Below are 12,968 nucleotides of genomic sequence, written 5' to 3' on the forward strand. Positions count from 1 at the left end.
GTTATACTCCTTTTCGTGAACAGTAAAAGCCGTAGAATGCAACATAGATAAAACAGATCATGGGTACTAAGAAAGCAATTTGCATATTACCGTTATTGGCATCTGAAATCATTCCCATAATTAGCGGTATGACTGCACCACCAATAATTGACATAACAACAATTGAGCCTGCCGTTTGTGTATCTTTACCCATCCCCTTTATCACTAGACCAAAGTTAGTTGGCCAACACGGTGCCATACAAAAGCTTACTGCAGCAAGCATACATATTGCAAAGAAACCATCGCTAATTACGGCAATATTTAACAAAACAACCGCAATAATTGAAAAAATACCTAATAATTTGGCGGGACTCATTTTTTTCATTAAATAGGTTGAAACGACTTTACCTGCTGCATAGAAGAATAATGAGACTAATAACCAATAGGTCGCACTGTGTTCAGATGTCCCTTTTTCGACAAGTTGCACAAAACGAATGGTAAAACTCCAAACACCAACTTGGGCACCAACATATAAGAACTGTGATAAAATACCTAAACTAAAACGAGGATTTGCAAATAAGCGTTTTAGCGATGCTAACATGTTTTCGTTAGCTTTAGTCTCAATTATTTTTGGTTTACAGGCTGGAAACTTAACACATATGATAACTAATGCGATCAATACTAAAATCGAACCAATGATTAAATAGGGTGTGACAACTTGACCGACCATTTGATGGCGGATTGCATCTGCCGTCTCTGGCGCCATTTGTAATAATTCTTCATGACTCGCATCATCTTTACTAAATACCAACATTTGACCGACAAAAACACCTAATATGACCCCAACGGAGTTAAATATTTGCGAAAAATTAATCCGTTGTGTGGATGTTTCAATCGGGCCAAGTAAACTTGAATAGGTATTACAAGATGACTCCAAAAAGGCTAGGCCGCTTGCAATAATCCCTAAACATCCCAAAAATGCACCATAAGTCATAATCGATGCTGCGGGAACGAATAAGAAGCATCCTGTTGCATATAGTACTAAACCAATAATAATCGCGGTTTTATAAGAATAGCGTTTGATAATGGCTGCAGCGGGTAATGCGATAAAAAAATATCCCAGGAAGAAAACCGATTGTACAAGTGCGGTTTGTGTATCAGTTAAATCAAACCCTTTTTTAAATTGTGCGATTAAAATATCATTCAGATTAACCGCCATTCCCCAAAGACCAAATAAAGAACAGACTAAAATAAATTGTAACCAAGGCGTTTTAGCTAAATAGACACTTTTATCCAATAACGCTGATTTTTTAGTTGAAACATCAGTAGGTGTACTCATAAAAAAATCCTTATTATTATATTGATCGTAATTAATTATTAGGCAGTGATTGCATACGTTGCACTGCTTGTTCATAGGTGGTGACACATGCCGCTCCAACATATTCCACACTCACTGCAGCGAATGCTGAACCAAACAATGCGGCATGTTTAATATCGGCACCATTTGCAATTTGAGCGGCAAGTGCGCCATTGAAAGCATCCCCCGCACCTGTTGTATCAATTGGATTAGCCGGAAAGCATGGGATCCAAGTTTTTGTCGTGGCATCTGAAAGTAATGAGCCTTTAGATCCCATTGTGATAATGAGTTGCTTGACGCCACGTTTATGCAGCATATTAGCGGCTTTTTCTGCACTGACTTGATCGTCAATTTTGCAGCCCGTTAATAAAAAGGTTTCAGTTTCATTCGGCGTTAACAAGTCAACTTTGGCAAGTAAATCATCATCAACGGGTTGAAATGGTGCTGGATTTAAAATGATGAAAGCGTTATTTTGTTTAGCAATATCGATAACTTGATTGATAGCTGATAAATTATTCTCAAGTTGTACTAATACCACATCAGCACATTTTATCGCAGGCTCACATTTTTGGATCTCTTCTTGTGTGACAATCATATTGGCACCAGGATCCACTGATATCATGTTTTCAGCACCTTCACCGGCGACATAAATCAGTGCGTTACCAGTGGGTTTTTGTTCTGAACTTAATAAGGTTAGCGCATTAAATCCAACCGCTTTAAGGTGTCGACGAGCAAAAAAACCAAAATCATCTTCACCAATTTTACCGATATAATGTACATTTGCACCAGCCTTTAAAGCCGCCGTTGCTTGATTTGCCCCTTTACCGCCAGCAGAGATTTTACTTGAGTTGGCAACTAAAGATTCGCCAGGCATCGGGAAACGATCAAGTATCGCTGTAATGTCCAGATTAAATGAACCAAAAACACAGACTTTACCTTTCATGGTGAGTTCCTTTAACATTAACGTATTGTTGAAATTGCTTGTTGAATATCCGTGGTCATTTTTTGCCAGGCTTGTTCTAACGTCAGTTCTTTTTTAAATAACCCAGAGCTGCCCATAATCAATATTTCAGCACCAGCATTAAACAAAGGGGCATATGTATTGATATTGCATGAACCATCTACTTCAAGTAAAAATTTATAATTATGTTGTTTTTTTAATTCAGCAAGCTGTTTAATTTTATTCAGCATTTCAGGAATAAAAGGTTGACCTGCATAGCCAGGATCGACCGTCATGACCGTGATTTTATCTAATAAGTGAATATAAGTTGAAATAAATTCTATAGGGGTGGCTGGGTTAAGTGCTACCCCCGCTTTTTTACCGAGTTGATGAATTTGATTAATGACGCGAAACGCATTTGCATTAATGGTTTCTGCGTGAGGACAAATGTAATCTGCACCCGCTTTAGCCATTTGTTCAATAAAGTCTGTTGGTGTCTCAACCATTAAATGCACATCGATTGGCAACGTAGTGTGAGGCCTAATTTGTTCAATAAAAAATGCGGAAAGCGTAATATTTTTGACATAATGACCGTCCATAACATCAACATGGAGTAAATCAGCATGTTGGTTAAAAAAGGCTAATTGTTCACCAATATTCATTAAATCCATGCACATCAATGATGGTGATATTTTGTATTGCATAACGTTTCTCCTTAATGAGGATAGGGTATAACAGCATTAACGATATAAAATCGGTTTAAGGAGAAACCATTTCTTAAGCGATAATGACCTTAACGCTGTGCCAATCCATCTCTTTTTGTAATAATTCATCAATTTTTTGATCGGTAATTAAGACATCGATATCACCTAAATTGCAGATCTTAGCAAAAGAATTTCGATTAAATTTTGTTGAGTCCATCAATAAAAAAACTTCACGAGCCGATAGAATCATCTGTTTTTTTAATCGAGCATGATGATCATTATTGTCACTAAGACCATTATCAAAATCCAAACCATCACAAGAGATAAAGAGTTTATCGATGGTGAAATCAGCTAACATTTTTTCAGTAATGGAGCCACCCATATCTTCATCAACGACGCTGTATGCGCCACCAAGCACAAAAATCTGAATTTGGCTTTTAGCGGCTAAGGTTTGAATCATATTGATAGAATACGTAATCACGGTCATATCAATATTTGGTAACTGACGAGCAAAAAACCAACAAGTTGAACTGCTATCAAGTGCAATACGATCCGCTGGATTAACAAATTGCTGTGCTTTACGCGCTATACGCGTTTTTGCATCAGTATTGATTAATGCTCGCTGACGGAATGAACTACCGCTATTACTGACTTTAGGGACAATAATCGGTTGATTAATTACCGTCGATAATAGCATTGCGCCACCGTGACTTCGCCGAATAACACCTTGTTCGTCTAATTCACGCAGATCACGACGTAAGGTTTCTTTTGATACTGAACACAACTGTGCTAATTCATTGACGGTCATACTATTATGTTGACTCAGCATTTGAATAATCATTTGTTGGCGCTCAAGTATTAGCATCTTTTTCTCCTTAACAATGTAGTAAATAATAGCGGTTTATTGCGATGATTTCTGTGTGGTGATTCCGTTTTATATCATGGTTTAATATCTCAGTGATAAGATGTGAAGTTGTTCACAATCGTGGTGATGTTATCTTATTAATAAACACTTAATCGGTTTATTCGTGGTCAATTCACGCTTAATCAGTCAAATTCGGTCAAAAGCAAATTGTTTTAATTTAACCGAATATGACCGTTTTAGACTGTATTGTACATTGTCTATGAGAAATATCGCTATAAAAGATGAAAATAGCATCAAACATAAGCATGAAATTACAATCTACGAAACGAAGGCATATTTGAAAATGTATGACGTTGAGAAAAGAGGCTGACTAACGAGGTGAATTAAAATGACGACTAAAAAGGGCAATACAGCATATCATCTGTATTGCCCTCAGTCGGGATAACAAGCACGCTATTACTTATTTAGTAATGTCTCGATAACGTCATCACCGACATGTCTAAAGTCTTGGCCTTTAATAAAATAAAAAATCAATTCACTGATGTTCTGACAACGCGAACTAATACGTAAAATTGAACGAGCACAATTCAGTGCGATAATAATATTCGGAATCGAGCGTGGGTCTTCCATCATAAATGTCATATGTTGACGAATGACCATCTCATAATTTTGAGTGATACGTTTATCTTCTTTATAGACACGTACTGCTTCATTGAGATCCATACGAGTAAATGCATCTAATACATCATGAAGCATCTGAATCACGTTATGTCCCATCGCATCAAGACCTGTTAATACATCTTGCTGTTCTTGTGTAAAACTTTGTTTCGCAATTTGGCAAATATCTTTCGCTGAATCACCAATACGTTCAAGTTCCGCAATCGCTTTAATAATTACCATGATTAAACGTAAATCACTGGCGGTTGGTTGGCGTTTAGCAATAATTTTGACACACGCTTCATCAATTTCAACTTCAAGCTTATTCACTTTCTGATCGTCTTTAATGACTTGCTCAGCGAGTGTTGTGTCATGATTGAGTAGGGTGCTAATGGCATCGCTAAGTTGTTTCTCAACTAACCCACCCATTACCATAATTTGTGTGCGAATATGTGCAAGATCTGCATCAAATTGGCCTGAAATGTGTTTGCCTAAGTAATCCATAGGTTCCTCTTATAACTTGTTTTGTGACTATATCACCATTTAATCGTTGTTATTGTATGTGCATTAGCCATCACAATCAGCCATAACGACCGGTAATGTAATCTTCTGTTTGTTTCTTATTTGGTGAAGTAAATACATCATCAGTGTTACCATACTCGACTAACTCACCTAAATACATAAAAGCAGTTGAATCAGAACAACGTGCCGCTTGCTGCATATTATGGGTAACAATCAATACGGTGTAATCTGATTTGAGTTCTGTAATCAACTCTTCAATACGACCGGTTGAAATTGGGTCAAGTGCAGAACATGGTTCATCAAGTAATAATACTTCAGGACGAATCGCAATCCCTCTCGCTATACATAAACGTTGTTGCTGACCACCAGATAAACTATAGCCACTTTGATGAAGTTTATCTTTAACTTCGTCCCAAAGTGCCGCTTTAGTTAACGCCCATTCAACGCGTTCATCCATTTCTACTCGTGATAATTTTTCAAAAAGCTTGATGCCAAATGCGATATTATCATAAATTGACATTGGGAAGGGTGTCGGTTTTTGGAATACCATCCCAACTTGTGCGCGGAGTAATGAGATATCGCGATTATCCGTTAAAATATCATTACCATTTAATAAAATTTCACCTGTGGCACGTTGCTCTGGATAAAGTTGATACATTTTATTGAACGTACGTAATAGTGTTGATTTACCACAGCCAGAAGGCCCAATAAAAGCAGTCACACAATTCGCTTTAATATCAATAGAGATATCTTTTAAAGCATGAAACTTATCATAGTAAAAATTAAGATTATTTACTTGAATTTTAGTTGTTGTGTTTGATGTCATAATTAATCCAAATCGTCTTCATTAATCAGTTTATTTTGATTTACGACTAAATAATAGTCTTGCCAAAATATTGAGGAACAATACAAATAGTGTAATAAGTAATACACCAACCCAAGCTAATTGTTGCCATTCAATAAATGGACTCATCGCAAATTTAAATATGGTTACCGGTAAGTTTGCAATCGGGTGTGTTAAATCCGTGCTCCAGAACTGGTTAGATAGCGCGGTAAACAGGAGTGGTGCTGTTTCACCCGCAATACGAGCGATGGCAAGTAACACACCCGTTACAATACCTGAAAGTGATGCTTTCAAGGTGATTTTTAAAATAACACGCCAGCGTGGTGTACCTAATGCATAAGCGGCTTCACGTAATGTGTTTGGCACCAGTAACAACATATTTTCGGTTGTTCTGACGATTATTGGCAATTGTATTAAGGCTAACGCAACAATACCCGCCCAACCAGAAAAGTGCCCCATGTGAACCACGATAAGCATGTAAACAAACAAACCAATAATGATAGATGGTGCAGAAAGTAAGATATCATTAATAAAACGGATGATATTTGCCAGTAAACCTTTTTTACCATATTCAGCAAGGTAAACACCTGCTAAAATTCCAATGGGTGTCCCAATAACCGTTGCCCATACGATAAGCAACACACTTCCCATAATCGCATTAGCAAGTCCTCCACCTTCTGTATTTGGTGGCGGCGTCATTTCAGTAAAGACATCCATTGATAAGCCGCCCAAACCTTTTTCAAATGTAGAGAATAAGATCCAGATAAGCCAAAATAGACCAAACGCCATTGTAAGTAACGACATCGCAATAGCAATTTTATTTTTAATTCTACGCCAATTTTGTAATCGATTAGTGATGGCTTGATTTCGATTCATTATTATCGTCCTTCTTTCTTATTTAATCTTGCTACTAGCAGTTTTGAACACGCCAGAACAATAAAGGTAATAACAAATAAAATCAGACCTAATTCCATTAACGCGGCGGTATGCAATCCAGGCTCCGCTTCAGCAAACTCATTAGCCAGTGCTGAGGTAATACTGTTACCCGGCATAAATAACGATAAACTATCGAGTTGGTAAGTGTTACCAATAATAAAGGTCACCGCCATTGTTTCACCCAGTGCGCGGCCAAGTCCTAACATTACCCCACCAATTACACCATTTTTAGTGTAAGGTAATACCACATGACGTATACATTCCCATGTTGTACAACCGACGCCATAGGCCGCTTCTTTCATTAATACAGGGGTTTGTTCAAAAACATCACGCATCACTGATGCAATATAGGGAATGATCATAATTGATAGGATTAAACCCGCAGCCAAGATCCCAATCCCAAATGCAGGACCTGTAAAAAACAGATTTAAAAAGGGAATATTAGCAAAAATATCATTCATTGGAATTTGGAAGTAATTCGCAAATAGCGGCGCAAACACAAATAGCCCCCACATACCATATACGATACTCGGGATTGCCGCGAGTAATTCAATCGCAATACCAAGCGGTCTTTTTAACCAGTTTGGTGCTAATTCTGTTAAAAACAAGGCTATTCCAAAGCTAACGGGGACTGCAATCAAAAGCGCAATCACTGATGTGACGATCGTGCCATAAATGGGGACCAACGCACCAAAGTCTTCAGCGGGCGCATCCCACTCTTTGTTCCATAAAAAAGAAAAACCGTATTGGCTAATACTTGGCCAAGCGGCAACGGTTAAAGATAAGATAATACCACTGAGTAAAAGGAGAACGAGTACTCCCGAACCTTTTACCAAGGTATCAAAAATAATGTCTCCCCATTTAGATGGAGAACGTGCTGTATGCTTTATTTTTATCATCGCGTATCAAATTTTTATTAAGCTACTTTAAATCAAGTAAGGCGATAAAATATCGCCTTACGTGTGATAAATCAATTAATAAATCGCTTTACCATTTTTATCAACGATATTCGTTGACCATGCTGCTTTGATTTTTGTTACGACCGAATCAGGTAATGTTGCGTAATCAAGATCAACCGCTTGTTGAGTTCCGCTTTTGTATGCCCAATCAAAGAATTTTAATACTTCTTGACCTTTAGCGGCATCAGATTGTGACTGATGAACGAGAATAAAGGTTGTTGATGTTATCGGCCATGCATTTTTACCTGGTTGGTTTGTCAGATCTTGTGCAAATGACTCTTCCCATTTTGCAAGTTCTGCCGCTGCACTAAAGCTTGATTCTGATGGAGATACCACGGTGTTATCAGCTGAATATAATTTTGTATAAGCTAAATTATTTTGTTTAGCATAAGCATATTCAACATAACCGATTGAGCCAGGTAAACGTTGGATAAATGCCGCAACGCCATCGTTGCCTTTACCACCAATACCAACAGGCCATTTAACTGTCGTACCTGCACCAATTTCATCTTTCCAACCCTCATTGACTTTACTTAAATAGCTTGTAAAGACGAATGATGTGCCTGAACCGTCAGCACGTCTAACAACATTGATTGCTTGATCCGGTAATTTTACAGTTGGATTCAGTTTTGTAATCGCGGCATCATTCCATTTTGTGATTTTACCTAGATAAATATCACCTAATGTTTTACCATCTAATACTAAATCGCCAGATTTAATACCTGGTACATTGACGGCAATAACAACACCACCAATAACCGTTGGGAACTGGAATAGCCCTTGTTCTTTCAATTGACTGTCTGAAAGTGGCGCATCACTTGCACCAAAATCCACTGTTTTAGCATTAATTTGTTTCACGCCACCTGAAGAGCCAATCGCTTGGTAGTTCACTTTAACGCCAGTTGCTTTATTATAAGAATCTGCCCATTTTGCATAAACCGGAGCAGGGAATGATGCACCAGCACCAGTCAGATTAACATCAGCTGCGTGTGCTGATGCAGAAAGAAGTAATATTGACGAAATAACAGATGAAAGAATAACTCGACTTTTCATATATGCTCCATTAGTTTGACTACATAAATCGGTTCAACGTGGCTATCATATGAAAGTTTTGTGACAGAAATATGACAATATAAATATTTTCGTTTTATTATTTGAAATATAAAGTAATTTGTCAAAATAGTGTAAAAGATTATCGTGCAAAGTGTAATGCTAACAATAGCGTAATATTGTTCAACATGTATGAGTCTCACGCTAAGCATCAAATAAGGATTATACTTAGCGCGGATATAGATTAGGTTGCATAAAAGAAAATCATTTTTTCATTGTCTTTTAAGTATCTGGTTGACTGAAATAAATTGCGCTAAATAGCAATGAGTGGGTAGCGCTGTCAATGCGCCTTTTTGAGTTGTTGCTAACGCACCACATGCGCTAGCCATAGATATCATGGCATCAACGGTTAGTATTGTATCCGGAAGTCCATTAGTTGCAATATAAGCGAGTAATCCTGCAACAAATGCATCACCAGCACCAGTCGTATCTATGCTCCTAACCTGATAAGCAGGGTAGTGGTAACACTGATTACCCCATAATACGATGCTACCATTACTCCCCTTTGTTACAATTTTTAATGTCGCACAGTAATCGGTATCTAATTTTATGAGTGCGGTTGACCAATTCGTATCTTCCGTCAACCAAAAAAGTTCTTCATCTGATAATTTTAAAATATCGGCGTTTTGTGCAAATTCAGTAATCGCTTCACGCATTAGCCGCTTGTCATCCCACATTTGTTCGCGCAAATTTATATCAAAGCTAATTTTTCCACCCGATGTTTTTAATTGATTAATAGCATGCTTTAAGGTTGTTCGGCATGAATTACCAACTAAGGCTAATGAACAAAAATGTAATATGTCATCAGAAAAATTAGGTAAGGCTGATTCAGAAAGAAATTGGTCTGCAGAAGGTGAGACCAGAAAAGTAAAGCTTCGCTCGCCATTTAGCGCCAAGTCGACTAATACAGTACTGGTTTTAATTTTTGCATCAAATTCCAGATTTTGGCAATCGACCTGATGTTCAATAAATGTTTGTCGCATAAAGTGACCAAATGGGTCATCACCCACCCTCCCAATAAAGCCCGCATCACATCCAAGTTTTGCAAGCCCAATGGCAACATTAGCTGGGGCTCCACCGGCACAAGCTTGATAGGTTCGATTTTCAAGGGGGAGTAAGTCAACTACAGCATCCCCTAAACACCAGATTTTAGTTTTTTTCATAATACCATTCTTAGTTATTCTTAAAGTGAATAGATGTTCCCAATCAAAAAAGGAAAGTTTGTCATTAAAATCGCCTTCATTTTATGTTATGTTGATCACAATCATCCAATGTTAACGTTAACTTATGTGATTAACATCACATTTTTAGTATCAAATCATTCCATTTTTTAAAGTTAACGTTAACATTTTGAGTGAATTTATACTCATTATAAAGGTTTAATTGTTATGAAAAAGTCGAGTAGGCAATACTATTTTTTACTAAGTGGATTATTTTTCTTTTTCTTTTTTACATGGTCATCATCTTTTTCGCTTATCTCGATTTGGCTGGGGCAGACGCTTGGCTTAAAAGGAATGGATACCGGAATTATTTTTTCGGCGATTTCGATCGTAGCGTTATGTCTGCAACCACTATATGGTTTTATTCAAGACAAATTAGGATTACGAAAACAGTTATTATGGGTCATTGGTATTTTGCTATTAATGTCAGGGCCATTTTATATTTTTATCTATGCACCTATATTAAAAATGAATGTCATTTTTGGGGCTGCATTAGGTGGAATTTACATTGGTGCGACCTTTTTTGCGGGGATAGGTGCTTTAGAATCTTATATTGAACGAGTAAGTCGAATTACTGGATTTGAATATGGACGAGCAAGAATGTGGGGATCATTAGGCTGGGCTACTGCCACATTTTTTGCTGGTTTCTTATTTAATATCAACCCAAATATTAATTTTATCTTAGCGTCACTTTCCGCAGCGGTATTTTTAGTTATTTTATGTTTTGTTAAGGTGGTTAAGATCGATGCACTGGGGCAACTTGAATATGGTAAAACCAGTCAATTAAAAATTTCAGACGCATTAGGTTTACTCAAACTGTCTCAATTTTGGGCATTAGTTGTATTTGTAATTGGCGTTAGTATGTATAACGTCTATGACCAGCAGTTTTCAGTCTATTTTTCACATCAATTTGCGACTCAAGAAGAAGGTAATCGTATGTATGGTTTCCTTAATTCATTGCAAGTTTTTCTTGAGGCCGGTGGAATGGCATTGGCGCCATTTTTAGTTAACCGTATTGGGGCTAAAAACAGTTTAATACTAAGTGGTGCAATCATGACATTACGTATCGTTGGTTCTGGCTTGGTAGAAGGGCCTGCCATGATTTCAGCTATGAAGTTGTTACATGCTGTTGAATTGCCAATCTTGTTAATTGCAATTTTTAAATTTATTTCAACGCGTTTTGATCACCGTTTGTCCGCAACACTATATTTAGTTGGATTCCAATTTGTTAGTCAAGTCTGCGCCAGTTTCTTAGCGCCGCTGGCTGGCTATGGTTATGATTGTATCGGTTTTGCTAACACTTATTTATTAATGGGCTGTGCAACCGGAGTATTTATGTTAATTGCTGCTTTTCTTCTTAAAGGAGATAAGCATCTTAAATCTGTAATAAGAGGAACCGTTAATGAAAGAGTTACTAACTAAAGCAAATCAGTCAGTTGAGCAGTTAGCTAGGCATGTTAAAGACCGCTATTATCCCGCTTATCATATAGCGGCTCAAGCTGGATGGATAAATGACCCCAATGGACTTATCTACTTTAAAGGTAAATATCATGCATTCTTTCAGCACTACCCATATAGTGAGAATTGGGGACCTATGCATTGGGGGCATGTCACCAGTGATGATTTAGTCCACTGGCAGCATTTACCGATTGCATTAGCACCGTCAGATAGTTACGACAAAGATGGTTGTTTTTCAGGTTCAGCGGTCGATGATAATGGTGTATTAGCATTGATTTATACTGGGCATGTTTGGCTAAATCAAGCTGGAGATGATAGTGCGGTTCGTGAAGTACAGTGTCTCGCTACCAGTAAAGATGGCATTCATTTTGAAAAACAAGGTGTGGTATTGACGCCACCAGATGGCATTATGCATTTTCGCGATCCTAAAGTTTGGCGTCAAGATAATCAATGGTTTATGGTTGTTGGCGCGAGAAACCAACAAGATATTGGCCAAGTGTTATTATACCGCTCAGATAATCTGCGTGACTGGCAATTTGACCAAATTTTAGCTCAAACATCAGATCCTGATGTATACATGATGGAGTGCCCTGACTTTTTTCCACTCGGAGATAAGTATATTTTAATGTTTTCACCGCAGGGGATGAAACCCAAGGGATATCAATATCGTAATCGATTTCAATCAGGCTATTTGGTGGGTGAATGGAAACCAGGATCATCTTTTAAGGTTATCCAGCAATTCACTGAATTAGATCATGGGCATGATTTTTATGCACCACAATCTTTTATATCTAAAGACAATAGACGAATGATTATTGGTTGGATGGATATGTGGGATTCCGTGATGCCTAGTAAAGCGGATAAATGGGCTGGCGTCTTAACGTTACCAAGAGAGCTGACGTTATCTAAAGATAATCAAGTTTTAATGAAACCACTTGATGCTATTACATTATTACGTGTTGAACCAAAAACATTACTCAATTTACAACTAAAAAGTGGTCAACAAGATTTAAAACTTAACAGTCTACAGTGTGAACTTATTGTACAAGTTGATATGACGAAAACAATCGCTGAACGGGCTGGATTGGCATTAGCGGCATCTCCAGATGGAAAAGAATCAACGTTATTATATATTGATAATCAGGCAAAGCGTTTAATACTTGATCGTGCAAAGAGTGGCGAAGGTGTACAGGGATATCGTAGTATTCCTTTACCTCAAGGGGATAGCTTAACATTACGTATTTTTATCGATCACTCATCCGTTGAAGTGTTTGTTAACCAAGGTGAAGCAGCATTAACGAGTCGTATTTATCCAACAGGTGATGAACGAACCATTTATTTATTTGCTGAAAATGGTGAGTTAGCAATCAAACAAATCAATTATTGGTATTTAGAAAATATGAATGGGAAATAATCA

At 37.5% G+C, this 12,968-nt stretch carries 12 protein-coding genes; 2 read left to right on the top strand and 10 right to left on the bottom strand.

Translation table 11 applies throughout. The features are described 5' to 3' along the window. Position 1: 1 nt before the first annotated feature. From fucP to ABEA36_RS03715, 10 genes are all read right to left on the bottom strand, one after another. Positions 2-1,318 (bottom strand): L-fucose:H+ symporter permease, encoded by a 1,317-nt coding sequence (gene fucP, locus ABEA36_RS03670; RefSeq protein WP_345488922.1) that lies wholly within the window; start codon positions 1,316-1,318, stop codon positions 2-4. A 31-nt stretch (positions 1,319-1,349) separates the two neighbouring features. Beyond that, on the bottom strand, positions 1,350-2,279 hold the full coding sequence (locus ABEA36_RS03675) for a ribokinase (protein ID WP_345488924.1): 930 nt from the start codon (positions 2,277-2,279) through the stop codon (positions 1,350-1,352). Positions 2,280-2,296: 17 nt separating this feature from the next. Then, a complete protein-coding gene (alsE, locus tag ABEA36_RS03680; protein WP_345488926.1) occupies positions 2,297-2,980 on the bottom strand; it encodes a D-allulose 6-phosphate 3-epimerase in 684 nt (227 codons plus the stop codon). A gap of 73 nt (positions 2,981-3,053) precedes the next feature. Continuing rightward, the gene (locus tag ABEA36_RS03685) at positions 3,054-3,845 is read right to left on the bottom strand and encodes a DeoR/GlpR family DNA-binding transcription regulator (RefSeq protein WP_345488928.1); all 792 of its coding nucleotides are present in this window, start codon (positions 3,843-3,845) and stop codon (positions 3,054-3,056) included. 456 nt (positions 3,846-4,301) lie between these two features. Continuing rightward, a complete protein-coding gene (gene phoU, locus ABEA36_RS03690) occupies positions 4,302-5,006 on the bottom strand; it encodes a phosphate signaling complex protein PhoU (RefSeq protein ID WP_345488930.1) in 705 nt (234 codons plus the stop codon). A 76-nt stretch (positions 5,007-5,082) separates the two neighbouring features. Then, the gene (pstB, locus tag ABEA36_RS03695; protein ID WP_345488932.1) at positions 5,083-5,850 is read right to left on the bottom strand and encodes a phosphate ABC transporter ATP-binding protein PstB; all 768 of its coding nucleotides are present in this window, start codon (positions 5,848-5,850) and stop codon (positions 5,083-5,085) included. A 30-nt stretch (positions 5,851-5,880) separates the two neighbouring features. Next, entirely contained in the window at positions 5,881-6,744 is an 864-nt protein-coding gene (gene pstA, locus ABEA36_RS03700) for a phosphate ABC transporter permease PstA (RefSeq protein ID WP_345488935.1), read from the bottom strand. A 2-nt stretch (positions 6,745-6,746) separates the two neighbouring features. Further along, positions 6,747-7,703, bottom strand: coding sequence for a phosphate ABC transporter permease PstC (pstC, locus tag ABEA36_RS03705; RefSeq protein ID WP_345488937.1), 957 nt, complete (start codon positions 7,701-7,703; stop codon positions 6,747-6,749). 75 nt (positions 7,704-7,778) lie between these two features. Further along, positions 7,779-8,816, bottom strand: a complete 1,038-nt coding sequence (gene pstS / locus ABEA36_RS03710; RefSeq protein WP_345488939.1) for a phosphate ABC transporter substrate-binding protein PstS — start codon at positions 8,814-8,816, stop codon at positions 7,779-7,781. Between the two features lie 269 nt (positions 8,817-9,085). Continuing rightward, positions 9,086-10,036 carry an aminoimidazole riboside kinase gene (locus ABEA36_RS03715; RefSeq protein WP_345488941.1) on the bottom strand — a complete coding sequence of 317 codons (951 nt, stop codon included), beginning with the start codon at positions 10,034-10,036 and terminating at the stop codon, positions 9,086-9,088. A gap of 225 nt (positions 10,037-10,261) precedes the next feature. Between ABEA36_RS03715 and ABEA36_RS03720 the strand changes: the two genes are divergently transcribed. Continuing rightward, a complete protein-coding gene (locus ABEA36_RS03720; RefSeq protein ID WP_345488943.1) occupies positions 10,262-11,515 on the top strand; it encodes an MFS transporter in 1,254 nt (417 codons plus the stop codon). Next, a complete protein-coding gene (locus ABEA36_RS03725) occupies positions 11,496-12,965 on the top strand; it encodes a glycoside hydrolase family 32 protein (protein ID WP_345488945.1) in 1,470 nt (489 codons plus the stop codon). The genes ABEA36_RS03720 and ABEA36_RS03725 overlap by 20 nt, the downstream gene beginning before the upstream one ends. Positions 12,966-12,968 lie beyond the last annotated feature (3 nt).

Source organism: Orbus sasakiae (assembly GCF_039542345.1).
In the GTDB taxonomy this organism is placed as follows: domain Bacteria; phylum Pseudomonadota; class Gammaproteobacteria; order Enterobacterales; family Orbaceae; genus Orbus; species Orbus sasakiae.